Consider the following 25,180-nt stretch of genomic DNA (forward strand, 5'->3'; position numbering starts at 1 on the left):
GAATGGGGTAACGAGTTGGGCGCTGTCTACGAGCGGGCAGGAAAACGCCGCCGCAAATAAAAACGGCGCACCCGAAGGCGCGCCATTCTCTTCACCACCGCGCGCGCGGGATCAGCGCTTCTGCGGCGCATCCTTGATGAACAGCGTGGTCAGTGCACCGATCACGCAGATCGCGCCGACATACAGCGGCGCGGCCATCGGGTTGGACTTCATCATCAGCGACACGGCGATTGGCGTGAGGCCGCCGAAGATCGCATAGGCGACGTTGTACGAGAACGAGATGCCCGAAAAGCGCACGACCGGCGGGAACGCTTTCACCATCACGAACGGAATAGCGCCGATCACGCCGACGAGCAGCCCGGTCACGCCATACAGGGGCACGAGCGCGGAGGCATCGACGGAGAGTTGCTGGAACATCACGTAATACGTCACGGCCAGCGCAAGGCCGCCGATGAAAATAGTGCGTCCCGCGCCGATGCGGCCGGCGATCGAGCCCGCCAACACACAGCCGATCGTCAGGCACAGCGTCGCCACGCAGTTGGCCAGCAAAGCGGTGGCCGGCGCAATGTGAAACTGCTTCTGCAGCAGCGTCGGCGTCATCAGAATCACGACGACGATAGCGGCGGACAGCATCCACGTGAGCAGCATCGAGACGATCACCGCGCGGCCGTGGTCGCGCAGCACGGCCTTGAGCGGCACTTCGGCGGCAATCGCCTTGCGCTGCTTCAGTTCGGCGAAGACCGGCGTCTCGTGCAGCCAGCGGCGCAGGTAGACGGAGAACATGCCGAACACGCCGCCGATCAGAAACGGAATGCGCCACGCGTAATCCGCGATTTCGGCGGGCGCGAAATTGCGATTGACCGCCGACGCGATCAGCGAACCGAGCAGGATGCCGGCAGTGAGGCCCGCCGTCAGCGTGCCGCACGCATAGCCGATGTGCCGCTGCGGCACGTGCTCGGAGACGAACACCCACGCGCCCGGCACTTCACCGCCGACCGCCGCGCCTTGCATCACGCGAAATAGCAGCAGCAGGACCGGCGCCATGACGCCGATGCTCGCGTAGGTGGGCAACAGGCCCATCATCAGCGTCGGCACGGACATGAGCAGCACGCTCAGCGTGAACATGCGCTTGCGGCCGAACAGATCGCCGAAGTGCGCCATGATGATGCCGCCGAGCGGCCGCGCGAGGTAGCCCGCGGCGAAGATGCCGAAAGTCTGCACCTGCCGCAGCCAGTCCGGCATCGCGGCCGGGAAGAACAACTGGCCGATTGCCGGTGCGAAGAACACGAAGATGATGAAGTCGTAGAACTCGAGCGCGCCGCCGAGAGCGGCGAGGCCGAGTGTCTTGTAGTCGCTGCGCCCAAGAGGGCGTGGGGTGACAGCCTGCGCTCCACCCAGATTTGTCGCTTGCATTGCTTTGTCGTTGTCTTGAATTGGAAACCACGTGTCGCGTGGAAAAACGGCGATCGTCGGGCGAGAAGTGTGGCGGCGGCTGGGTAGAGCGCGGGACACCGGCGCACCGGCCCGGGTAGGGCGGCGCGATGACGAAAGAAGCCAGCGCGGGATTTTACAGGATGAAAGCGATTCGCTTCGGGAAGTGCTTAATTAGATTGGGAAAAGTTCCGCCTGTCCTGCAATTTCCCGGATCTTGCGACGAACCCTGCGTGTCGTGCGAAGGCGGCTGTAGTCCGTCGGCCACTCGTCGATGCGATTCGTCAGAGCGCGCGTCAAATTCGGATTGATCCTATGGGATAGGGGCCAGGCGCCTTTGAGAATCGCGTCCACGCCACCTGTTAAGAGTCATCCCATGCGCATTGCCATTCTTCAACGTGATCCCGTCATGCGTCAGTCGATTGAAAAAATCCTGACGAGTGCCGGCCATACCTGCGCGGGCTACGACGACGGTCTCACCATGTCGAAAACGCTGGCCCGGTCCACCGTGGATCTGCTCGTGCTGGACTGGCATGGCACCCGTCTGTCGGGCACCGAGGTGTTGAGAACGGCGCGGGCGGTCGGCGGCGACCGCGTGCCGGTGATCTTCGTGTCGAGAGACACGTCGGAAGAAAGTATGGTTCGCGCGTTCGTCAACGGCGCCGACGACTACACCGCGCTGCCGGTGCGTCCCGCCGAGTTTCGCGAGCGCGTCGCGGCGTTGCTGCGGCGCGCCTACCCGGACCGCTTCAGCACCTCGAGCTTCGACGTGGGCCCGTACAGATTCGACACGCATCGGCAGATCGTCATGCTGCGCGGTCAGCCCGTATCGTTATCCGGCACGCAATACCGGCTGGCTTCGCTGTTCTTCTCGAACATTGGCCGCGTCATGTCGCGCGATCACATCTTCGCGATGGTGTGGGGCCGTGAATTCCGCGAGTTCACGCGCACGATCGACAGCCATGTGTCGCGGCTGCGCCTGTTGCTCGAAATCGAGCCGCAAAACGAGTTCCGGTTGCAGCCGGTTTATAAGAGCGGCTACAGGCTGCTGCATCTGCGTCAGGAAGAGGCGATACACGAGCAGCAGCAGGCCGCCTGAACTTTGCGGTTAGCTCTCGTCCGCGCTTCTTCTAGCCGTCCCGCTTTCAGCAGTTTGTAGATCGCCATCGTCTCGTGCGTGTGCCAGGAATGCAGCGTGGTGATCGACGGCCGCGCGCACGCGCTCGCGTGTCAGACGCTTTGCCGCGACGGCCAAGCGGTACGCACGCAGCAAGAGGGCGCTCGATGACCCGGCCGCGAGTGTCTACTTCGGCTGGCCGTTGGCGACGCCCCGTCCGCCGTTCAATCGCACGCAAATCGGCACGCTGATCGCGGCAAGCGCACAGTCGCCGCAGGTGGACTGACTCGCACCGCGCGTCCGGCGAGCGGATATTGTCGGCCAGCCTGCCGCTTTATAATCGACCGCGCATGCAGCGCGAATCGACCGCAAGCCAACCGCCCGGCATGCAGCGCTTACTCCTGCGCTCTTATAAACGGCTCGGACCCACGGGACCTGCACGATGAACACGCTGGCTCATCAGTTTTCACCTGACGAAGCAACGTTGTCCGGCATGCTGTCGCACTTCAGGCAGTTGGAGCCCGTGTTCGACGCGCTGCCCGACGTCGTTTTCTTTGTGAAAGACGCGGACGCGCGCTATGCGCTGGTCAACCGCACGCTGGCTTCGCGTTGCGGCTTCAAGGAAAAGACGGCGCTGTTGGGCAAAACCGCGGAGGATGTGTTCCCGCGCCGCTTCGGCCGCATCTATACGGCGCAGGACGAGGGGGTGATCCACGTCGGCAACCAGATGATCGATCAGCTGGAATTGCACCTTTATCCTGGCCGCCAGCCGGGCTGGTGTCTGACCACCAAGCAGCCGTTGCGCGACGCCACGGGCGTGATCGTCGGGCTTGCGGGCATTTCACGCGATCTGCGGGCGGACGAAAGCAGCCATCCGGCCTATAGCCGGCTCGCCGCAGTGGTGCAGTTCATCCAGGAAAACTATGTGCAGCCGCTGAATCTCAAGCAGTTGGCGGTGATGGCGGACATGTCCGTCGCGCAACTGGAGCGGTATTTTCACAAGGTGTTTCATCTGACTCCGCGCCAGGTTCTGCTGAAGACACGGCTCGACGCCGCCACGGCACTGCTGGTCTCGCACGACAAGGTCACCGACGTCGCCGCACTGTGCGGCTACACGGATCACAGCGCCTTCACGCGTCAGTTCAAGGCGACCGTCGGCGTTACGCCGACCGAATACCGGATGCTGCTGCACGGCACTTCGCGGAGTTGAGCGTCGGCATATGGTTCGCCGTAAGCATCATTACTATGTGTACGTCGTCGCACTCGACGACAAGGTCTGGAACGAGGCGCGCTTTCGCCGCGCGAATCCGGATTACCGGTTCGACAAGCCGTGCGTGTATGTGGGGATGACCGGGCTCGATCCCGATCTGCGCTTCGACCGGCACAAAGCCGGCATTCAGGCAAATCGCTATGTGCGCGATTATGGCCTGCGCCTTGTACCCGAGCTGTATGAAGTGTTCAATCCCATGCCGTATCGCGGCGCACAGGAAATGGAAGTGGAACTGGCGATTGGACTACGCGAAGCAGGGTACGGCGTATGGCAGGCGTAAAGCGTGCGTTACTTGACGCCCAGCCCGCGCAGCACGGCATTGCCTTCAGGCGTGAGGCGGATGCGCGAGCCGCCCGCTTCGTTCGAGATCGTTTCGATCAGGCCGGCTTCGTGCAGTTGCGGAATCTCGGGTTTGGCGGACGCGTCGATGGGCGCGTGCAGCAAAAGCAGCAACGTCGCGAGTTCGTGATGGCTCAGGAGGCGCCGCAGGATGGTCGGACGCCTTGCCGGCGCGGGCGTGTCATTGGTATTCGGTTCGGGCTGGTTCATGGTGCGCACCTCGTGCTGGGTCGTGTCCGAGGCATCATGCGGACGAAGTCTTAAACGATTCTTAAGACCCATTGTCCTGTAACACCGTGACACGAAGATGGCACCGGCGCACCTTACCAACGCTTAACAGCGCCGCGTTTTTTGCCCGCTAGGGCAACCCCGGCTTACGGCGCGCAGGTTTTCCCCGCCGTTTCGATCCACAGATTGTTCACGTGGCGTTTGCCCGCATAGAAACGGTAAGTGGTCGCTCCATTGTCGCTGCGCACCTTGATGATGTTCGAATCGCCGAAGTCCAGCATCTGGCCTTGCGGAATCGACGTGGATTTGAACGCGGCATTGTGATTCGACGCCAATTGCGTCAGACAGGCGATGACATCGTTGACCGAGCGCTGCGTATTGGTGTCCGTGACCGGCTCGCCGGCATCCGGGTTCTTCTGAAAGTAGGCGCAAGCGCTGAGAAGCACGGGAACTGACAGGACTACGGCAAACTTCTTCATATCTCTCCTGGCGTTTCATTCGGCTGACGGTGGGGGCGGGTTCGAGCTAGAGGCGTCGCGAGCGCTGCTATCGCGTAGCCGCCGCCCTAGCCGACCTGCTTGAACCGCCCGACCCGAGTACCGACGCGTCCGCGCGGCGCGGACCGCGACTTAAGACGCCATTATATCGGGCGTAGGGCGTACTCCCGCGGATGCCGCACGACGCGTGCCCGCGCCGCCACGTTTCTCAAGGCGGCCGATGCGACGCGACTTGCCGTGAATCTCGATTGGCGTTCCCTGTCCACGCAAGGCGCCGGCGAGCGCCGCCTACTTGCGCCGCTGCGCTTGCGCGGCGAGCCGCACCGCCGCGTTGCTTGCACCGTAGCCGTCGTAACCGCCGCGCCGCTCGACAATCTCCATGAAGAAGCGCTGATCGAGCTGTTCCGTGTAAGCGTGGAAAAACTCGCCGCCGCGTTCATCGCGGTCATAAAGGATATTGTGCTCGCGCAGCGCTTCCAGCATGTCGTCGGGCAGTTCGTAGCGCGCGGCGAGATCCTCGTAGTAATTACGCGGGATGCGCAGCACCGGCAAGCCATCGGCGACGAATTCCGGAATCGCGCTGAAGATGTCGCTCGTGCTGAATGCAACGTGATTCAAACCGGAGCCGTGATAGGTATGCAGCGCCTCGGCCACCGCCGTGTGGTGATCGACTGAAGCGTTCAGCACCACTCGGACCGAGCCGTCGCGGCTGCGCAGCGCGCGGCTGCGAACAAGGCCGTAAGGATCGGGCACGAGCACGCCCGGCTCCGCCTGAAAGCCGAAGGCGGTGCGCAGAAACAGCACCCACGTATCGAGCGAATTCGCCGGCACGGCGAGGCACACGTGATCGATGCGGGTCAACGGCCCGACTTCGAACGGGCCGTTGACGTCCGTGAGAACGAAGTCGGCTTCGAACAACGTGGGCTGATCGGGTGTTTCGTCGACGAAATAATTCAGGCTGCCGTCTGGCGCCTGCACGGCCGGAAGCACGCGTTCGTTAGGGCCGATCTGACCGGAGAACGGCGCGTAGCCGAAGCCGGCGGCGCGCTCGAAAGCCTGATTCGCGTCATTCACCCGAAACGCCGACGCGCACAGCGACAAGCCGTGCTGCTGGAAGAACGCATTGGCGAACGAATCCGGTTCCGCGTTCAGCACGATCGAAGCGGCACCGTGCTGATACAGCGTCACATCTTTCGAACGATGCTGGCCTGCCTGGCGAAAGCGCAGCTTGCCGAGCCAGTCGGCGAGATGCGCGCGTGTGGTGTCGTCAACGGCGAATTCCAGAAACTGATAGCCGACGTGCGCGGGCGCCGCGGGCGATTCGTACAGCTCGCCGACCGGCTGCCGCGCGGCTTGCAGCAACGCGCGAGTCTGTTCCTCCAGGAACAGCAACGAGCGATGTCCGTCCGCAGCCGTGATGTTGGTGGGCGCGGCGCGAAAGCCATCGTTGAAAATCTCCAGCGAAAGCGGGCCCTTGTAGCCCGTCTTAACGACCTGCGCGGTGAAGTTGGCTACGTCGAAATCGCCCTGGCCCGGAAAGCAGCGGTAATGGCGGCTCCATTCCAGCACGTCCATGGCGAGCTTGGGTGCGTCCGCGATCTGCACGAACGCGATGCGCTCGCCTGGAATGTCGGCGATTGCGTCCACCGTATCGTTGAGCGACAACGTGTGAAAGCTGTCGAGTACGAGTCCGAGATTGCGGTGATTCACTGCGTTCACGAGTTTCCATGCGTGCCGGTACGTCTTGACGTGCCGGCCCCACGCGAGCGCTTCATAACCAGCGACGACGCCCGCCGCCTCTGCAGCTTCCGCGAGCGCGCCGAGCTGGTCGGTCATTAGCGCATCGTCGCAGATGGTGTCCGGCGACACGTTGCTGCATACGAGAATGCGGTCCGTGCCCAGTTCATGCATCACGTCGAATTTGCGTTTTGCGCGGTCCAGATTGCGCGCGAGACGCTCAGGGCTTACGCCGTCGAAATCGCGGAACGGCTGAAACAGCATGATTTGCAGCCCGAGATCTTCGGCGATACGCCTCACGTCGGTGGGCGACCCATCGAAATAGAGCAGGTCGTTCTCGAAGATCTCGACGCCCTCGAAACCGGCCGCCTGGATCGCGGTGAGCTTCTCTACGAGGGTGCCGCTGATCGAGACGGTGGCAATCGAACGTTGCATGAACAGCTCCTGCAAAAACAGTCGGACGGAGATTGCGAGCGCGCGCCATTGAAGCCAACGCGCCCGGCCACTGCCATGTTGCGGCGCGCAAAATGGGCTAGTTCGTTACTCGTGAAGCAAGCGACAGGCCGCAACTGTCCATAGTAAGCGCATTTTTCGATAGTCTATACAAACTAACTAGATGGTACAAATTCGTATAAACCCCGAATGACGGAGAGGGCTCATGCGAGCACACTTCGCTTTACGTTGAGGAGCGTTTTGCGCTGTCGCGATCCGCTTCATTGTTCGAGTTTGTTGCAACTGCGTAGGATGGGACTGGAGTAAGCGCTAAAGCGCTAACTCCCGTCGACAGCTTTGCATGGGGCGGGAGTAAGCGCTGAAGCGCTAACTCTCGCCGACAGCTTTGCATGGGACTGGAGTAAGCGCTGAAGCGCTAACTCCAGTCGACAGGAGATCGATGTCATGAGTTTTGCTTCCGTACTGGTCCTCAATGGGCCCAACCTCAACCTGCTCGGCACCCGCGAGCCGGCCATCTATGGTGCCGAAACGCTCGACGATGTCGCGAAACTCTGCCGCGATGCCGGTGAACGCCTCGATCTTTCAATCGACTTCTGCCAGTCGAACGCCGAGCATCAACTGATCGACTGGCTACACGCAGCGCGCACCAAGGTCGATGGCATCGTCATCAATCCCGCTGCATACACGCACACGTCGGTGGCCATCGCCGACGCGCTCAGCGCAATCGAAAAGCCCGTCATCGAAGTGCATATTTCAAACGTGCATCGACGTGAACCGTTCCGTCATCACTCGTATGTGTCTGCGGTGGCGGATGCAATCATCGTCGGGTGCGGCACGCAAGGCTACGTGCTCGCGCTGGAGCGAATGGCCACCATCCTCAAGAATAGGGCGGCGAAATGAACGTGCCAATGAATGAACAAGCGAATGCAAAAACGAACGCACAGGCCAGTGCAAATTCTTATCTGGTCGGTCTGATCGGATCGGGCATCGGCGGCTCGCTGAGTCCCGCGATGCACGAGGAAGAGGGCAGCAAGCTCGGCTTGCATTACGTGTACCGCCGAATCGATCTGGAAGCGTTGAAGCTCGATGTAGCAGCGCTGCCCGATCTGCTGGTCGCGGCCGAACGCATGGGCTACAACGGTTTGAACATAACGTATCCGTGCAAGCAGGCCGTCATTCCGCTACTCGACGAATTGTCCGACGACGCCCGTGCGCTGGGAGCGGTCAACACCGTGCTTTTCAAGGACGGCAAACGGATCGGGCACAACACGGACTGGTCCGGTTTTGCCCGCGCGTTCCGCCGCGGTTTGCCGGACGTGTCGCTTGACCGGGTGGTGCAACTGGGCGCGGGCGGCGCGGGCGCTGCTGTCGCTCACGCAGCCCTCGCCATGGGCGCACAAACGCTCAGGCTGTTCGACGTCGACGCTGCTCGTGCCGCGTCGCTCGCTGCCGAGTTGCAAAAGCGCTTTGCGGATCGGACGGTCACTGCTGGCACGTCGCTCGGAGAGACGCTCGCGGCCGCCAATGGGCTGATTCACGCAACGCCGACCGGCATGGCCAAGTTGCCGGGACTGCCTTTGCCCGCCGAATTGCTGCATAGCGGTCTGTGGGTGGCCGACATCGTCTATTTCCCGATCCGCACCGCGCTGTTGCAGGCAGCTGAAGCGCTCGGCTGCCGCACGCTGAGCGGCGGCGGCATGGCGGTGTACCAGGCCGTCGACGCAATGCGCATTTTCACCGGGCTCGAACCGGACGCCGAACGCGTCTACACGCATTTCCAGTCGTTGCTGGAACGCTAACCGGTAGCGCACACCGGCAAACGACGATAGACGATCAATGAGAGGAGACTACAACCCCATGCCGCAATCGACTCAAACCAGACCGGCCGACGTGACGCGTCAGGCCGGCGCAAGCACCACTGCCAGCACCGCGCGACGCTCCAAAGCCCGTTACCAGATACTGGGGTTGCTGGCCGTCGGCACGATGATCAACTATCTCGACCGTACGGTGCTCGGCATTGCCGCGCCGCAGCTGACCAAAGAACTCGGCATCAACGCTGCAATGATGGGGCTGCTGTTCTCGGTGTTCTCGTGGAGCTACGTTGCTTCTCAGATTCCTGGCGGCCTCTTCCTTGACCGTTTCGGCAGCAAGCTCACTTACTTCCTGTCGATGACTTTCTGGTCCCTGTGCACGCTCGCGCAAGGGCTCGTGCACGGCATTGCCGGACTGTTCGTGTTTCGCCTCGGCCTCGGCGTCTCGGAAGCGCCGTGTTTCCCGACCAATAGCCGCGTGGTCGCGACGTGGTTCCCGCAGAGCGAACGCGCGATGGCGACTGGCACCTACACTGTCGGCGAATATATCGGCCTCGCGTTTTTCAGCCCGTTCCTGTTCATGCTGATGGGCGCATTCGGCTGGCGTTCGCTGTTTTACGTGGTGGGCGGCGTGGGTATCGTGTTCGGTGTGATCTGGTGGCTGATGTATCGCGAGCCGCGAGATCATCCGTCGGCGAATCAGGCGGAACTCGACTATATCGAGGCAGGTGGCGGTCTCACCCAGCGTCACAAGGATAGCGGCGCTGCTGCGGCGCCTGCGAAAAGCGGCTTTGAATGGCGCACCATTGGCCGCCTGCTCAAGCACCGTCAATTGACGGGTATCTGTCTTGGTCAGTTCGCCGGCAACTCGACGCTCGTGTTCTTCCTCACGTGGTTCCCGACTTACCTCGCCACCGAACGGCATATGGGCTGGCTGAAGATCGGCTTTTTCGCGATCATGCCGTTCATCGCGGCGTCGATTGGCGTGATGTTCGGCGGGCTCTTCTCCGACTGGTTGCTGCGCCGCGGCAAGTCCGCCAACGTCGCGCGCAAGCTGCCGATCATCGCCGGCCTGTTGCTGGCCTCGACGATCATTCTGGCCAATTACGTTGAGAGCAACGTCGCGGTGATCGCAATCCTGTCGGTCGCATTCTTCGCGCAAGGCATGGCTGCACTCGGCTGGACGCTGGTGTCCGATATCGCGCCCGAAGGACTGCTCGGCGTGACCGGCGGCATCTTCAACTTCGCCGCGAATCTGGCCGGCATCGTGACGCCGCTCGTGGTCGGCTTTATCGTCGCGGCGACCGGGTCGTTTGTCGGCGCGCTCGTGTTCATCGGCGTGATTGCGTTGATTGGCGCGCTGTCGTACATCTTTATCGTCGGCGATATCAAGCGGATCGTGCTGGTGGATTGAGCACTCGTTCCACTGCGAAAAAAAAGGGACGTGGCGCAGGCCACGTCCCTTTTTTCATTCGTCCGTGAAAGTGGACTATAAGAGGCTCGTCAATCTTCCTTGCGAACGAAGCGCAGCACCGCATCCACGATCATTGCGCGATGACGTGCGCGCAATCTGGGATGTGACGGATCGCGCCCAAATGCCGTGCCGAACGTATGACGATTGCCGACGCGATGAAAGCACAGTGAACTGATCAGCAGATGCAGGTCGATCGGGTCGACGTCGCTGCGAAACTTGCCCGCCGCGATACCGCGCGCAAGCAGGTCTTCGATTGTATGAATGACGGTGACGTTGCGGCCTTTGAAGCTCTTCACCTGCTCGACATACTTCGCGCCGTTGATGTTCTCGATCGTGACGAGGCGCACGAAATCCCGCTGGCGGTCGTGATAGTCGAACGTAAATTCGACCAGCGCACGCATGCCCTCGACCGGGTCGAGTTCGCTGACGTGCAGATCCTGTTCGAGCTCGCGAATGTCGCCGTACACCTTCTCCAGCACCGCCTGGTACAACCCTTCCTTGCTGCCGAAGTAGTAGTACAGCATGCGCTTGGTGGTGTTGGTGCGCTCCGCGATTGCATCGACGCGCGCGCCCGTCAGCCCCATCGCGGAGAACTCCTGGGTGGCGACGTCGAGGATATTGCGCTTCGTCTGCTCGGGATCGTACTTGCGGCGGGCGTCGCTACGTCGGGCGTCTTTGCGCGGCGCGTCGGACGGGATGCCGTTGGTATCGGGCTCGGCGGCCTTGCTTCCCTTTTTCATTGTGTATTCGAGCGGCAGTGACCGCGCATTCTAGCATGGCGAAAATGGCCTCTGGCGCGGGGTTTTCACGCGAAACGGGCGGCATATCGCAGCGGTCTGGCAGCGTTTCGAGCACATGAGCGGAAGCCGCCTGCATCGACGTGCCGCTGCCTCGGCACACCGCACCGGCAACGCATTAAGCTGTGCAGACATAGCCGCGCGTTTGCAGCCCGCGCGATGTGTTTTCAGACGGAGCCGCGCGCCCGCGTGCGGCGCGCGGCGAATACGTCGCGCGTTTGCATCGCGGTGTACGTGAGTTGAGCAGCGGCGAGACCGAGCGCGCCATAAGCAGGCGTGAGGCCAAACGCGGCGAATGCCTCCGGAACCGCACGCTCGCCTGCAATGGCCGCGGCCAGCAGTTCGCCGGACACGGTGGTCGGTGCCATGCCATGTCCGCCGAAGCCGACCGCATACCAGACGCCGTCCGCGGTGCGACCGATCTGCGGCATCTTGTGACGCGCGTAGCTCATGAGACCGCCCCACGCGTAGTCCACGCGCACGTCGCGCAATTGCGGATACACCTTCAGCAGATCGCGCCGCAGTAATCGGGCGATGACTTCCGGCGCGCGGTCGCGCACCGAGATGCGTCCGCCCCAGAGAATGCGCGTGTCGGGCAGCGGCCGGTAGTAATCGAACGCGAAACGCGTGTCGTAGACGGCTGCGCGCGTGTCGATCGCATCGTGCAGCCGTGCGCCGAGGGGCTCGGTCGCCATCACATAGGTGGCGATGGGCAGTACCGCGCGCTCCACTTTCGCGTAGACGTTGCGCGCGTACCCGCCGCCCGCCATCACGACGTGCCGCGCGTCGATGGCGCCTTGCGGCGTGCGCAGGACGAAGCCTGCACCGTCGCGCTGCAAATGCACGACGGGCGACTGCTCGTGAATCCGCACGCCGGCGCCGGCCGCTGCATTGGCCACGCCGAGCACGTATTTCAGCGGATGAAAGTGAAACGCGTTGCGCTCGAACAGGCCACCGTGATAACGGCGCGTTTTCAACTGGCGCGCCAGATGTTCGGCTGCCACCGGTTCCCAGTCGACGCCGAATGATTCGAGCATGAGACGACGCTGAGCTTCTAGCCGCGCAGGTTCGTCGAACCAGTTCGCGAGAATTACGCCGGCGTCGGTGACATCGCAATCTATGCGGTATCGCGCGATGCGGGCCCGCATCAGATCGACGGCGTCGGTGGTAAGCGCATATAGCTCGCGCGCGCGAGACGCGCCGAGCGTTTTCAGCAGGTCGGCACAATCGAGGCTGTAGCCGCCGAACACAAAGCCGCCGTTGCGTCCCGATGCGCCGTAACCGACCTGCCGCGCCTCGAGTACCGCGACGCTCTTCACGCCTCGCTCAACGAGACCTAGCGCCGTCGACAGCCCCGCAAGTCCGCCGCCGACAATGCAAACGTCCGCGCTATGTTGGCCGACGAGCGGCGCATAGGCGGACGGGCGTGTAACAGTGGCTTCGTAGAAACTTTCCATGGCGGCTAGCGTAGCGGCAATCGCATGTCCGCGTCCAGCCGCGCCGCTTCTTCTATGGCGCCGATATCGCTTCTAGTGAGCCCAGCGCAGCACCAGCGGATCGAGCCGTCGCGCGATTTTGAGCAGTCCCTCACGCGTGGCCGGGTGCATTGCAGGCAATGGATGACGTACTGCGTCGGAGCGAATCACGCCGCCTTCCTTCATCAACGCCTTGCACGATGCGAGGCCGCCCTGGCGGTTCTCGTAGTTGATCAGCGGCAGCCACTGCTGATAGTGAGCGGCGGCAGCTTCGGTGTCGCCTGCAGCATAGGCGTCGACGATCAGCCGGATACCGTCGGCATAGCCGCCGCCCGTCATCGAACCGGTTGCGCCTGCATCGAGATCGGCCATCAGCGTAATTGCTTCCTCACCGTCCCACGGTCCCACGATCGCGTCGCCGCCCAACTGAATGAGCTCGCGCAGCTTGTTCGCCGCTTGCGGCACTTCGATCTTGAAGTACGACACGTGTTCGATCTCATTGGCCATACGGGCGAGAAACGGAGCGGACAACGGCGTACCGCTGACCGGCGCGTCCTGAATCATGATCGGGATATCGATCGCGTCGGACACCGTGCGGTAGAACTCTTCAATGCCGCGCTCGCCGATACGAATCGTTGCGCCGTGATAGGGCGGCATGATCATGACCATTGCGGCGCCCGCTGCTTGCGCGCGGCGGCTGCGTTCCGCGCATTGGTGCGAACTGAAATGCGTGGTGGTGACGATAACGGGTACGTGGCCCGCTACATGTTCGAGCACGACGTGCATCAGCGTCTCGCGCTCTTCGTCGGAAAGGGCGAACTGTTCCGAGAAGTTCGCGAGAATGCACAAACCGTTCGAGCCCGCGTCGATCATGAAGTCAATGCAGCGCTTCTGGCCTTCCAGGTCGAGCTGGCCGGCGTCGTCGAAAATGGTGGGCGCAACGGGGAATACGCCGCGCATTGCCGCGGGATTAACGGGTCGAGTCATGATATGGGCGCTTTGGAATGTGATGAGGCGGTGGAAGTGTCTCTGTCGGTCGCGATTCGCGCTTCAAGTGCTTCAAGTGCTTCAACTGCGTGAAGTGCGTTAAGCGGTCTCATGGTGCTTATTGCCGCCGACTATACGACTGCGCGGCACGCAGGTATATTGAATTGTTTCCATCTCGTGATCGCTTTTACGACTCACCCGCCGTCTTCATGAAAAATACGTTGAATGTTCTGCTGGGCAAACTGCGCATGAAGCAACTCCAGTTGCTGATCGCGCTCGACGACCAGAAGTCGTTGCATAAAGCGGCAGGCATGATGTCCATGACACAATCGGCCGCAAGCAAAGCGTTGCAGGAACTCGAATCAATGTTCGAAGCGCCGCTTTTCGAGCGCACGAAAAGCGGCATGATCCCGAACCAGCTCGGGCATTGCGTGATCCGCTACGCGCGCCTCGTGGCGACGGATCTCGCCGCGCTATGTCAGGACGTTGCCGAAATCCGCTCGGGGCACGGCGGGCGCCTTGCGATCGGCGCGATCATGGGCGCGATTCCCGAATGCGTGATTCCGGCCATCAACCAGTTGCATGCGCGGCAGCCGAATCTTTCTATCGAAGTGGTGGAAAACACGAGCGCGCGCATGCTCGCTCAACTCGACGACGGCCGCCTGGATCTCGTGATCGGCCGAGCCGCCGTGGCTGCGGATCCATCGAAATACCAGTATCGTCCGCTCGCCGACGAGCCGTTGTCCGTTGTGGTCGGGTACGGTCATCCGGCGCTGCCGCGAAAGAATGTGCAGCTGAGCGACCTGGCGGATCACCGTTGGGTGGTTTATCCATCGCATATGCCGTTGCACGCGCTGCTCGAACGGGAAATGGATCTCGCGGGGCTGGCTATGCCGGACAACCCGATCTCCACTGCATCCACTTTTGTGACTGTCGCGCTGCTGCAGAGCAGTGCGGATCTGGTGTCGTTGTTGCCGACCGCCATTGCTGACATGTTTATTCGGCAAAAAATGCTGCGCCGCGTGCCGGTTGCGCTCAAGTCGCCTTCGCAAACGTTCGGCGTCGTGACGCGTAAAGGCGGCGTGCTGTCGCCGCCTGCGGAGCGCTTCGTGGAATTGCTGCGGCAGCAGATGCAAGTAGAGGAGAACTTGCCGGAAAAAACCCGTCAGTCAAAACGCGCGCCCGGGTCGGCGTCTACCCTGACGCCAAAGCCGGGGCGCAAATTCGCCCATGCAGCTGCGAACCGAAAACTTGCCTGAGTCAGCGTTTTTTCAGAGCGCGACAAGACGTCGAATATCGCACGGCAATTCGCGCTTTGCTATGTTCTTGCGACGGGTGTTGTAGCGGCGACACTGGGGGTAAATCCGAACCAATTGCGCGTGTGCCCCCGCGCTACACTGCTTTGAGGGCGTCGGATTGAAAAGGCTGGCGCCCATTCGGGGAGAGCAGTCATGAATCGGCCATCGGTTCGATTTCCGCTTCGCGCCACCGGCACCGCTTCGGTGCGCAAGTGGTTCAAATGGGCGCTGGCGGCGGCGTTGTTGTTGGGATTGGCGTGGGTCGTGCGCCTGTGCGAACTTGAAATAGAAACTTCCCGACTGCAGGCCCATTACCTCTCCGAACTCACGCGTGACATCGCCTTCTCTGTAGACGATGGTCCGAGCCATTCCATCCGTTTTCCCGAGGCGGACAAAGGTCCGTACGACACCCGCCTGGGCTACGCATTGCTGCCGTCAATCCAGCAGCGCTTGCTGCAGCGCGGCTTCGAAGTCACCGCACAGGCGCGGGATTCAGAGCGCATGCTTTCGATAGCAGATAGAAGCCTTTTCTTGCCGTACGCCGAGAAGGACCAGGCCGGCTTGCAACTGTTCGACGGCACCGGCGCCCCTCTGTTTAGCGCGAGTTTTCCGGGGCGAGTGTACGACAGCTTCGAGGCGATTCCGCCTGTCATCGTCAACTCGCTTCTGTTTATTGAAGACCGTTATCTGCTCGATCCGAATCAACCTAACCGCAATCCGGCCATCGACTGGGGGCGTTTTAGCCGCGCGCTGGCCGATCAGGGCGCACGCGTATTCAACCATCACCAGGCGGCGCCCGGCGGCAGCACGCTCGCCACGCAGATCGAGAAATTCCGTCACTCGGCGGGCGGCCGCACCGCGACGCCGCCGGAGAAGCTGAGGCAGATTGCGTCCGCTTCGGTGCGTGCCTATCTGAACGGTCCGCAGACCATGCCCGCGCGTCGGCAGATCGTCATGCACTATCTGAATTCGGTGCCGCTTGCGGCGCAACCCGGCGTCGGTGAAATCAGCGGCATGGGCGACGGTCTCGCCGCGTGGTACGGACGCGATTTCGCGGATGTGAACCGCATACTGAACGCTCCTGCAACCACAGAGAACCTGCCGCAGCAAGGCGAGGCATTTCGCCAGGTGCTTTCTCTGATGATCGCCCAGCGCGCGCCGTCCTATTTCCTGCATCGCGGTTACCCCGAGCTCGAACGATTGACCGACAGTTATTTGCGGCTGCTCGCGAATGGCGGCGTGATTTCCGCCGCTTTGCGCGACGCGGCGCTTTCTGCCACGGTCGATTTGCACCGCGCGGGCAAACCCGTTCAAAACGCCGGCTCGTTCGTTTCGCGCAAAGCCGTTACGTCGATGCGCTCGAACCTGCTCGCAGCGCTCGGCATTCCGAGCTTTTACGAGCTCGACCGGCTTGATCTGCAAGCCACCGGCACGCTCAACAACGCGGTGCAGCAGGCCGTGAGCGAACGGCTTGCCGCTGCCGCGACACGCGACGGCGCGAAGGCCGCGGGCCTCGTCGGCTTTGAAATGCTGCGCGCATCGGACGATCCGTCGAAAATCGCCTACAGCTTCACGCTATTCGAGCGGCGCGACGGAGCGAATCTCGTGCGCGTGCAAACGGACAGCGTGAACCAGCCGTTCGACATTAATTCGGGTGCACGTTTGAACCTCGGATCCACTGCAAAACTGCGTACCGTAGTGACGTATTTGCAGATCGTGTCCCAGCTGCATGCGCGTTACGCTGCTCGAAGCGCGGCGGAACTCAAAACCATCAAGCCCGATCCGAGCGATCAATTGACACGCTGGGCGCTGGACTATCTCTCGCACACCAAGGATCGCTCGCTTCAATCCATGCTCGACGCGGCCGTGGAGCGCAAGTACTCCGCGAGTCCCGGCGAAACCTTTTACACGGGTGGTGGCGCGCAAACCTTCAACAACTTCGAATCCGACGACAACGGTCGCATTCTTACTGTCCGTCGTGCGTTCCAGCATTCGGTAAATCTGGTGTTCGTGCGGCTGATGCGCGATATCGTCCACTACGAGATGGTGCAAACCACGGGGCCATCGTCGCAATGGCTCGGCGATCCGGCGATCCGCAAAATGTACTTGACGCGTTTCGCCGATCAGGAAAGCCGTGTGTACATGAATCGTTTCTACACGAAGTATCACGGCAAAACGCGAGAGCAGGCATTGGCGCTGTTGCTGCTCGGCGTGCGCAAATCGCCGCCCAAGATCGCCACGGTGTTGCGTAGCGTTGCGCCCGACGAGTCCAACGCGTGGTTCAACGAGAAGATGCGCGCCGCGCTGAAAAATACGCCGGCCGCTTCGGTGCTCGACGACGAAGACCTCGCGAACCTTTACGCGAAGTACGCAATCGACCGCTTCAATCTGAACGATCGGGGCTATATATCGAGTGTGCATCCGCTCGAACTGTGGACGCTCAACTATCTGCGCGAACATCCGAACGCCACGCTCAGCGACATTCAGAACGCAAGCAGCGATGTGCGTCTGTCGACTTATTCGTGGCTCTTCAAGACGCGCTATCACGCAACGCAGGATCGCCGCATCAAACGCATGGTCGAGCTGCGCGCGTACGACACAATCGGCAAGTCGTGGCAGGCGCTCGGCTATCCGTTCGCAACGCTTACCCCTTCGTATGCGGCTGCGATCGGTGCATCCGGTGACAGGCCCGCAGCGCTTGCACAACTGATCGGCCTGATCGCAAACGACGGCAACAAGGTTCCGACCGAGAACCTCACGCAACTGGACTTCGCGAAAGACACGCCGTACGAAACGCATTTCCGTCGTGCGTCCGTCGCTCCGCAACAGCAACTTTCGCCTGAAATTGCGGGGATCGTGAAGGCCATGTTGCGCGATGTCGTGACTGGCGGCACGGCGCGGCGTCTCGCGCAGGGCATGACATTCCCGGACGGCCGGACCATGGAGGTCTACGGCAAGACCGGTACGGGCGATCAGCGCTTTAACGTATTCGCCAAGGGCGCGCGCCTCATTGAATCGCGCAAGGTGAACCGCAGTGCGACGTTCGTATTCGCCATTGGCGACCGCTTTTATGGCACGCTGACCGCGTGGGTGCACGAACCGTATGCGGCGCACTATGAATTCACGAGTGCGCTTTCGGTGCAACTGCTGAAGTCGATGGCGCCCGCGTTGCAGCCCTTGCTCGAATCTGCGCCTGCAAAGACCGCTTCTATCTCTGTCGAGAAGGTTGTCGCGCAGTGAAGCGGCCGCGGTACGTCAACATCAATATGCGGCTTCTGTCGCAGGTTTGAGAAACAGTTCGTGCACCGGCGCGAAGTGCGCGTAGAGCGGCAGAATTGCGCCGCCCATTGCACGCGCGTCGGCACCAATTGCGCCTTCCAATAGTTGCGGGCGCACCATGCCTTCCCATTCGAATCGGTCCAGCACGCGCTCCGTGCGGCGAATGATTTCGCGCACCATTTGCCGGTCCAGTTCGCCGTCGATCACCACCGCTTCGAGGTCCAGCAACGCGGCAGCGCTGGTGAGCGCGTTGGCAATCGCAGGGCACGCGGTATCGAGCCATTCCTCGGTGTGCCGCCACATTTCCGGTGCCAGCGCCCGATGATCGTGCGCGGCGGCTGCCGGTTTCCCCGCGTCGCTCAGCAGGCGTTCCAGTACGAAACCAGAGGCCGCGTGCAGCAGTTGCCGCGCGGGTGTGCGCGCGCCGCCGTCGCGCAGCGGAATAGAGCCGACCGCGCCGGCGTTGTCGTGCGGGCCGCCGTGCAGGCGGCCGTCGATCACAAGGCCGCCGCCAATGAACGTGCCGACGAACAGGTACAGGAAGTTGTGAATGCCGCGCCCTTGGCCCATCACGAGTTCTGCAGCGCACGCGGCTGTCGTGTCCTTCGCGAATTCGACCGGCAGCCCCGTCATGGTCGCGATGCGCGAGCGCAAGTCGATCTCGTGCCATGCGTCTAGTGCGTCGGGCGGCGCGCCGAGAAAGTCGCGCCAGCCGCCGAGCCACAACGGTGCAGCCACGCCCACGCCGACCACTTTGCTGGCGTTCGCGCCGAGCGCCTGATTCACGCGCGCGAGTTTGCTTTCGAGTGCGGGAAACAGCGTGCGCGGATCAGGATACGGGTACTCGAACACGTCGCGACATACCACGCGGCCGGCGAAATCCATCGCCAGTACGTCGAGACTGCGGCGGCCTACCTTGATGCCGATCGTGTACGCGCCGTCCGCGCGCAACGCAATCGGCACCGACGGCTGGCCGATCCTGCCGCGCACTCGAGCCTGCTTTTCCAGCAGACCATCGTCGATCAGACGATCGACGATCATCGACACGGTCTGCATCGAAAGACGCGTGAGACGACCCACGTCTGCCTTCGGCAACGGTCCATGCAGACGGATTGTCTGCAACACGATGCGCTCGTTGAATTGCCGCATGCCGACCTGATTCGAGCCGACCGTGCGTTTGAGGGGCGGGCGCATGCCTGTGGTATCCATGCTCATGAGCCCCTCAGCGATGTGATTGCATCATGCAATCGCCTTGACGTCGGCCTCTTTTGCGCCAGTCATGATCGCAACGGCCTCCGACATATGCACGTCTTTCGTATTGACGAGCGCGGCGCGGCGGCCGAGCCGCTGAATATGGATACGGTCCGCCACTTCGAATACGTGCGGCATGTTATGGCTGATGAGAATCACCGGCAGCCCGCGGTCGCGCACGCGGCGAATCAGTTCGAGCACCATGTTGCCTTCCTTCACGCCGAGCGCCGCCGTGGGCTCGTCGAGAATCACCACATGCCGTGCGAACGCCGCGCTGCGCGCAACGGCAACGCCTTGACGCTGACCGCCGGAGAGCGTTTCGACCGCCTGACGCATCGAGCGAATGCCGATTTGCAGGTCTTTCATATGGGCGGTCGCTTCTTCAAGCATGCGGCGTTTGTCGATCATCTTGAAGATCGAACCGCGCCAGCCGGGCTTGACCAACTCGCGCGCCAGAAACAGATTTTCGGCGATGCTCATGGCCGGCGCGACCGCCAGTTCCTGATACACGGTCTCGATGCCTTGCGCGCGTGCATCCAGCGGACTGCGGAATTTGACGGGCTTGCCGTCGAGCAGAATTTCGCCTTCGTCCGGCACCGTCGCGCCGGAAAGTGCCTTGATCAACGACGATTTCCCAGCGCCGTTGTCGCCGATCACCGCGAGAATCTCGCCGGGCAGCACTTCGAAGTCGCAGCCGTCGAGCGCGGTCACATTGCCATAACGTTTGACGAGGCCACGCGCCTGCAGAACGGGCAACGCGGCGGAAGCGGAAGTAGTTGTCGACATGACGGGCTCCTGTCGGCCTGAGTTAGCCAATGCGCTGACTCAGGCTCCATGCAATAAGGTTGCGATTGAATGCTCAACCGCGGCGATGAGAGAGTTTGTCCGCGGCCACCGCGAGAATCACCAGCATGCCGGTGATCAATACCTGGTAGACCGAAGAAACGCCGATCAGGGTCAAGCCGTTGCGGAACACGCCGACAATCAGCGCGCCGAGCAGCGTCCCGGAAATCGACCCGCGTCCGCCGAAGAGACTCGTGCCGCCGAGCACTACCGCCGTGATGCTATCGAGGTTCTCGGTTTGGCCTGCTTGCGGATCGCCCACGCCGGTGCGCGACACCGACAGCAACGCAGCAACGCCGTAAATGGCGCCGGCCAGTGTGTAGACGGTCAGCAGGATCTTCTGCGACGACAAGCCCATCAGCCGCGCGGCCTCGGCGTTATTGCCGAGCGCATACAGATGGCGGCCGGGCACCGTGTCGCGCAACACGAACCATGTGGCCAGATACATCAGCAATGTGAGGACGGTGCCGTAGGTGACGTCGGCGGGTCCGAGCTTGAACGTGTTGCCGAAGAACATGATTGCGTCCGGCAGATTCGACACGCTTTCCGCGTTCGAATAGATCTGCGTGAGGGCGAACGCAATGTTCAGCGTGCCGAGCGTGACGATGAACGCCGGCAATTTGATGCGCGTAATGAGTACACCGTTGAGCACGCCGAACAATGTGCTCGCGCCGATTCCGCACAGAATCGCGAGTGCTGGTGGCAAGCCCAACGTCACCGCGAACTTCGTCATGATGATGGAGCCGAACGCCATCACCATGCCGCAGGAGAGATCGATGCCGCCCGTCAGCACAATCAGCGTCTGGCCGATTGCGATCACCGCAACGACCATCGTCTGTTGAAGGATCAACGAGAGGTTCTGGAACGACAGGAAACGGCTGCTCTGCGAGATGAAGAAACCGCAAGCCAGCACGAGCGCTATGAGCGGCCCGACTTCGGCAAGCGACGGCAGACGGTCAGAGAAATGGCGCGGATGGCCCGCGGGAGCGGAAGGAGTCGACATGATGGATGTCCTCGAAACATGAGCGTGGCGTGCGCCGCGCGGCGAATCATCCGGCGGCCCGGCGAGCGGGCCGCCGTACAGTGCGTGTTACTTGTTGCCCCAGCAGTTGTCGAGGCCGAAGGTCGTGTCCTTGCTGTCGATGCCGGACATCGGCTTGTCCGTGATCAGCGTCACGCCCGTGTCCTGGTAGCCCGAAACCTTCTTGCCGGTCTTCGCGTAATCGACGCCTGCCGTTACGCCGAGCGCGGCCATCTTCAGCGGATACTGCTGCGAGGTCGCTGCGATCGAACCGGCCTTGACGTTGCGCACGCCCTCACAGCCGCCGTCGATCGAGACGATCATCACGCTCTTGTCCTTGCCCGCTGCCTTCAGCGCGCGATACGCGCCCGCAGCGGCCGGTTCGTTGATCGTGTAGACCACGTTGATATCCGGCGATTTCTGCAGGCAGTTTTCCATCGCCGTCTGGCCTTTCGCCTGATCGCCCCGGGTGTCCTGACTGCATACGATCGAAGGGTCGCCTTGCTTTACGCCGAACCCTTCCAGAAAGCCGTTATGCCGCAGCACGCCCACCGAAACGCCGGGCGCGAGATCGAGGGTGGCGATCTTCGCGGGCTTGCCGTTCAACGCCGCCTTCGCGTATTTGCCGATCAGCACGCCGGCTTTGAAGTTGTCGGTCGCGAAGAGGGCGTCCGTGGCGTCTTGAGGGTCAGTCGGCGTGTCGAGCGCGACCACCATCACGCCGGCGGCGCGCGCTTTCTTGATGCTCGGCACGATCGCCTTCGTATCGCTTGGAGTGATCAGAATCGCCTTCGCGCCAGCCGTCATCATGTTTTCGATTGCCGTCACCTGGCTCGCGTTGTCGCCGTCGAATCTGCCGGCTGCGGTAATCAGCTTGGCGCCGTCTTTCGACGCTGCCGCCTCCGCGCCTTGCTTCATCTTCACGAAGAACGGATTGGTGTCGGTCTTAGTGATGAGACCGACGACCGGCCGGTCGGCTGCCTGACTTGCGCTCGCGCACCAGACCGCCGACGCCGCGACGCACATCGAGACGATCTTCCTGGCGACAGGAAGCCTGCGGGAATTCAGATTCATGGGACGCTCCTCCGGTTATTGGCAATGACGTTCTTGGAACTGCTGGCGGTTGCACACGCGAACGCTGCGCGGGCTCAACCTTGAGTGCGGTACGTCCGAGCGGTCGAAGCAGGACCGTGGACGCCGCCTAAATCACTTTGGTTGATTTAGTACAGCAGGCGGCGAGGGGTGCGTCAAGGAATCCCGTTGGACGGGGACGGAGCTTGACGTACCTTGGAGAGTCCGGGAAAGCCTTGCGCGGCGGGGGTTTGGCGAGATGGTGCGGCGCAGCGTCGGGACGGCCGGATTGGGGAAAGTCCTGGCTTCAGTGAAAGCAGGTAGAAAGGTGTTTCGTGCGTTTTGACTGCATCGAGGAGGGCGTGGGGGACGCCCAAGCGGCTCACGACGACGAGGGTTCCAGCTTCAATTTCGCGTTCAGCGGGAGCGCGGCGTGCCAGTCGACGCACGCACCACGAGTTTCGGCGGCGACGAAATTCGCATCGGCACATTGGCCTCGCCAGAACCGGCCTGTCCATACGACGATTCGATGAGTTCGCGCAGCAACGAAACCGCAAGCCCGGCGACTTCGACGGTCGGCACGGCGACAGTGGTCAATGCAGGCCGCGACTCGCGCGCGAGCTGGATGTCGGTGATGCCCATCACGGAAAGATCGGCTGGTACGGCGAGGCCGAGGTCGGCAGCGGCATGCATCGCGCCGAGCGCCGGCAGGTCGTTGGTCGCGAAGATCGCAGTGAGTTGCGGATCGGCCTCGAGCAACTCGCGCGCCGCGCTGTAGCCGCCGTGAATCGTATCCGCAGCATGTTTGACGCGGTTTTTGCGCACCCCGGCCGCACGCAGCGCATCGACGAACCCTTCATAGCGGGCCGCGTGAATACCGGAAGCCTTGCTGCCGACAATCGCCCCTATCCGCCGATGTCCCAATTCGAGCAGATGCTTTCCGGCAAGCTCGCCGGCCAGACGAAAATCCACCGCAACGCAGGGCAGGCCCGGCGGCTCGTTGGGTCGCTCCCACATGCACAAAACCACAGGAGTGCCGCGCGATTCCGTCACGTGAAGGTCTGCGAACTGCAGGTTCGCGTTGGTCACGAGCACCCCTTCCGAGAGCGTGCCGGCTATCTGGTCGAGGTACGCGCGGCCCGTTAGCGGATCTTCGTTAGTATTGCAAATGATCACGAAATGTCCGCTGGTTCGCGCCGCGCGTTCGACGGCTAGCGCAAACTCGGGATAGAACGGATTGGCGATGCTCGACACCATCAAGGCGAGCGTCGGGGCGCGCCCTTCGGCGAGCGCGCGGGCGGCGAGGTGCGGCCGGTAGCCGAGCGCGTCGACGGCTTCGAGAACGCGTTGACGTGTGCTCTCGCCGACGCGCCCGCGATTGCGCAGCACATTCGATACGGTGGCAGGCGTGACGCCGGCATGGCGCGCGACTTCGCTAAGTGTGGGCATGTCTCTTCATTATTTGGGATGGCTGCCCGACATTTGCATCGGCGGGCAAGGCGCGGCACCATCTGTCGCACAGACAAAACGATAGCGGAGACAGGCAAGGCCCGACGATCGCATGCGATCGATTTTTTAGGCCCTGCTGATTAAGCGCTTAATCTCCGCCGTCGAGCCGATTAAATCACGGAGTCGAGACGATGGCGAGCATTTCGTTAAGAGGCGTGCAGAAAGCGTATGGCGACGGTGCGCCGGTGATTCGCGACGTCGATCTCGAGATCGGCGAGAATGAGTTCTGCGTTTTTCTCGGCCCTTCGGGCTGCGGCAAGTCTACGTTGCTGCGCATGATCGCAGGGCTCGAAGATCTCACCGACGGCGACCTGTTCATCGGCGGCAAGGTCATGAACGACGTGCCGGCGGCGCAACGCGGCGTGGCGATGGTGTTTCAGAGCTACGCGCTCTTTCCGCACATGACCGTGTTCGAGAACATGGCATTCGGACTGAAGCTCGCCAAAACCCCAAAAGACGAGATCGACCGCAAGGTGCGCGAAGCCGCGCGCATTCTGCAACTCGAAGCGCTGCTTGAGCGCCGGCCGAAAGCACTGTCCGGCGGTCAACGTCAGCGCGTTGCAATTGGCCGCGCGATTGTGCGCCAGCCCGGCGTGTTTCTCTTCGACGAACCGCTCTCCAATCTCGACGCAACGCTGCGTGGCCAGACGCGCATCGAAATCGCGCGGCTGCACAAGCAGTTCGCGAAGGCGAGCGTGGTTTATGTGACGCACGATCAGATCGAGGCGATGACCCTCGCGGACAAGATCGTCTTGTTGCATGCCGGGAAAGACACCGAACGTTACGGCAGCATCGCGCAGATTGGTGCGCCGCTGGAGTTGTATCACCGTCCCAAGAGCCGCTTCGTCGCGGGGTTCATCGGATCGCCGCGCATGAACTTTCTGCCGGGACGTATCGCTTCTGTCGACGCGCAAGGCGTTGTCGTCACGCTCGATCACACGCAAGAGAACGTCCGCGTGCCTGTGGATGGTGCCGCGTTGCAAGTCTCGCAAGCGGTGACGCTCGGCGTGCGTCCTGAGCACCTTGAATTCGTCGACTTGTCCTCGTCTCACGACGACGCCATTCTTTCGCGCACCGTCTCGCTCGTCGAACAGCTTGGCGAGCACAGCTATGTGCACCTCGATCAACCCGGCGGCGCCGCGCTCATCGCGAAAGCGCCGGGCGATACGCGACTCGCGCCAGGCGATCGCGCGAACCTGCGCGTACCGCGCCACGCCACTCATTTGTTCACCGAAGACGGCTTCGCCGCTCCTTCGCTTGAATCCGTCGAACATTACGCATAAAGGACATTC

The 25,180-nt window shown here is 62.1% G+C and carries 21 protein-coding genes and 1 pseudogene; 10 read left to right on the plus strand and 12 right to left on the minus strand.

Annotation, left to right across the window (positions count from 1 at the left end; genetic code table 11):
* Window positions 1-111: 111 nt before the first annotated feature.
* Window positions 112-1,413 (minus strand): MFS transporter, encoded by a 1,302-nt coding sequence (locus SB753_RS16215; RefSeq protein WP_020068248.1) that lies wholly within the window; start codon window positions 1,411-1,413, stop codon window positions 112-114.
* Between the two features lie 394 nt (window positions 1,414-1,807).
* On the opposite strand from SB753_RS16215, the gene SB753_RS16220 reads away from it, so the two are divergent.
* From SB753_RS16220 to SB753_RS16235, 4 genes and pseudogenes are all read left to right on the plus strand, one after another.
* Window positions 1,808-2,530, plus strand: a complete 723-nt coding sequence (locus SB753_RS16220) for a response regulator transcription factor (RefSeq protein ID WP_027777603.1) — start codon at window positions 1,808-1,810, stop codon at window positions 2,528-2,530.
* 78 nt (window positions 2,531-2,608) lie between these two features.
* A pseudogene (locus SB753_RS16225) lies at window positions 2,609-2,719 on the plus strand (2Fe-2S iron-sulfur cluster-binding protein); the annotation flags it as partial.
* 271 nt (window positions 2,720-2,990) lie between these two features.
* On the plus strand, window positions 2,991-3,758 hold the full coding sequence (locus tag SB753_RS16230; protein ID WP_020068251.1) for an AraC family transcriptional regulator: 768 nt from the start codon (window positions 2,991-2,993) through the stop codon (window positions 3,756-3,758).
* A gap of 10 nt (window positions 3,759-3,768) precedes the next feature.
* Entirely contained in the window at window positions 3,769-4,098 is a 330-nt protein-coding gene (locus tag SB753_RS16235) for a hypothetical protein (protein WP_027777611.1), read from the plus strand.
* Window positions 4,099-4,106: 8 nt separating this feature from the next.
* Here SB753_RS16235 and SB753_RS16240 read toward each other — a convergent pair whose 3' ends face one another.
* From SB753_RS16240 to SB753_RS16250, 3 genes are all read right to left on the minus strand, one after another.
* Complete coding sequence (locus SB753_RS16240; protein WP_020068253.1) at window positions 4,107-4,367, minus strand: hypothetical protein; 261 nt, start codon at window positions 4,365-4,367, stop codon at window positions 4,107-4,109.
* A 164-nt stretch (window positions 4,368-4,531) separates the two neighbouring features.
* Complete coding sequence (locus SB753_RS16245; protein ID WP_020068254.1) at window positions 4,532-4,864, minus strand: hypothetical protein; 333 nt, start codon at window positions 4,862-4,864, stop codon at window positions 4,532-4,534.
* 306 nt (window positions 4,865-5,170) lie between these two features.
* Complete coding sequence (locus tag SB753_RS16250) at window positions 5,171-7,054, minus strand: bifunctional sugar phosphate isomerase/epimerase/4-hydroxyphenylpyruvate dioxygenase family protein (protein ID WP_410800716.1); 1,884 nt, start codon at window positions 7,052-7,054, stop codon at window positions 5,171-5,173.
* A 462-nt stretch (window positions 7,055-7,516) separates the two neighbouring features.
* Here SB753_RS16250 and aroQ point away from each other — a divergent pair, with 462 nt between their 5' ends.
* From aroQ to SB753_RS16265, 3 genes are read left to right on the plus strand one after another with little or no spacing between them, the layout of a single operon-like run.
* Window positions 7,517-7,972 carry a type II 3-dehydroquinate dehydratase gene (aroQ, locus tag SB753_RS16255; protein WP_020068256.1) on the plus strand — a complete coding sequence of 152 codons (456 nt, stop codon included), beginning with the start codon at window positions 7,517-7,519 and terminating at the stop codon, window positions 7,970-7,972.
* Window positions 7,973-7,980: 8 nt separating this feature from the next.
* The gene (locus SB753_RS16260; protein WP_410800718.1) at window positions 7,981-8,871 is read left to right on the plus strand and encodes a shikimate dehydrogenase; all 891 of its coding nucleotides are present in this window, start codon (window positions 7,981-7,983) and stop codon (window positions 8,869-8,871) included.
* Window positions 8,872-8,929: 58 nt separating this feature from the next.
* Window positions 8,930-10,297: an MFS transporter gene (locus tag SB753_RS16265; RefSeq protein WP_410800720.1), complete on the plus strand. Its 1,368-nt coding sequence runs from the start codon at window positions 8,930-8,932 to the stop codon at window positions 10,295-10,297.
* A gap of 89 nt (window positions 10,298-10,386) precedes the next feature.
* Here the strand turns inward: SB753_RS16265 and SB753_RS16270 are convergent, their stop codons facing one another.
* The 3 genes from SB753_RS16270 to SB753_RS16280 form a co-directional block, all read right to left on the minus strand.
* Window positions 10,387-11,097: a TetR/AcrR family transcriptional regulator gene (locus SB753_RS16270; RefSeq protein ID WP_310069186.1), complete on the minus strand. Its 711-nt coding sequence runs from the start codon at window positions 11,095-11,097 to the stop codon at window positions 10,387-10,389.
* Window positions 11,098-11,321: 224 nt separating this feature from the next.
* Window positions 11,322-12,611 (minus strand): NAD(P)/FAD-dependent oxidoreductase, encoded by a 1,290-nt coding sequence (locus tag SB753_RS16275; RefSeq protein WP_410800722.1) that lies wholly within the window; start codon window positions 12,609-12,611, stop codon window positions 11,322-11,324.
* Between the two features lie 72 nt (window positions 12,612-12,683).
* Window positions 12,684-13,616, minus strand: coding sequence for a dihydrodipicolinate synthase family protein (locus SB753_RS16280; RefSeq protein WP_410800724.1), 933 nt, complete (start codon window positions 13,614-13,616; stop codon window positions 12,684-12,686).
* 209 nt (window positions 13,617-13,825) lie between these two features.
* Between SB753_RS16280 and SB753_RS16285 the strand changes: the two genes are divergently transcribed.
* Window positions 13,826-14,875, plus strand: a complete 1,050-nt coding sequence (locus SB753_RS16285; RefSeq protein WP_088173368.1) for a LysR family transcriptional regulator — start codon at window positions 13,826-13,828, stop codon at window positions 14,873-14,875.
* A gap of 192 nt (window positions 14,876-15,067) precedes the next feature.
* Window positions 15,068-18,154: a transglycosylase domain-containing protein gene (locus SB753_RS16290; protein ID WP_410800726.1), complete on the plus strand. Its 3,087-nt coding sequence runs from the start codon at window positions 15,068-15,070 to the stop codon at window positions 18,152-18,154.
* A gap of 21 nt (window positions 18,155-18,175) precedes the next feature.
* Here SB753_RS16290 and SB753_RS16295 read toward each other — a convergent pair whose 3' ends face one another.
* The 5 genes from SB753_RS16295 to SB753_RS16315 all read right to left on the minus strand — a co-directional run bounded on the left by SB753_RS16295 (window position 18,176) and on the right by SB753_RS16315 (window position 23,828).
* Window positions 18,176-19,402, minus strand: coding sequence for an ROK family transcriptional regulator (locus SB753_RS16295; RefSeq protein WP_410801054.1), 1,227 nt, complete (start codon window positions 19,400-19,402; stop codon window positions 18,176-18,178).
* Window positions 19,403-19,432: 30 nt separating this feature from the next.
* Window positions 19,433-20,230, minus strand: a complete 798-nt coding sequence (locus tag SB753_RS16300) for an ATP-binding cassette domain-containing protein (RefSeq protein ID WP_020068265.1) — start codon at window positions 20,228-20,230, stop codon at window positions 19,433-19,435.
* A gap of 73 nt (window positions 20,231-20,303) precedes the next feature.
* Window positions 20,304-21,290, minus strand: coding sequence for an ABC transporter permease (locus SB753_RS16305; protein WP_020068266.1), 987 nt, complete (start codon window positions 21,288-21,290; stop codon window positions 20,304-20,306).
* 87 nt (window positions 21,291-21,377) lie between these two features.
* Window positions 21,378-22,382, minus strand: a complete 1,005-nt coding sequence (locus tag SB753_RS16310; RefSeq protein WP_410800729.1) for a sugar ABC transporter substrate-binding protein — start codon at window positions 22,380-22,382, stop codon at window positions 21,378-21,380.
* 414 nt (window positions 22,383-22,796) lie between these two features.
* Window positions 22,797-23,828: a LacI family DNA-binding transcriptional regulator gene (locus SB753_RS16315; RefSeq protein WP_410800731.1), complete on the minus strand. Its 1,032-nt coding sequence runs from the start codon at window positions 23,826-23,828 to the stop codon at window positions 22,797-22,799.
* A gap of 191 nt (window positions 23,829-24,019) precedes the next feature.
* Here SB753_RS16315 and SB753_RS16320 point away from each other — a divergent pair, with 191 nt between their 5' ends.
* Entirely contained in the window at window positions 24,020-25,171 is a 1,152-nt protein-coding gene (locus SB753_RS16320; RefSeq protein WP_410800733.1) for an ABC transporter ATP-binding protein, read from the plus strand.
* Window positions 25,172-25,180 lie beyond the last annotated feature (9 nt).

Source organism: Paraburkholderia sp. SIMBA_053 (assembly GCF_046534895.1).
GTDB lineage: Bacteria > Pseudomonadota > Gammaproteobacteria > Burkholderiales > Burkholderiaceae > Paraburkholderia > Paraburkholderia caledonica.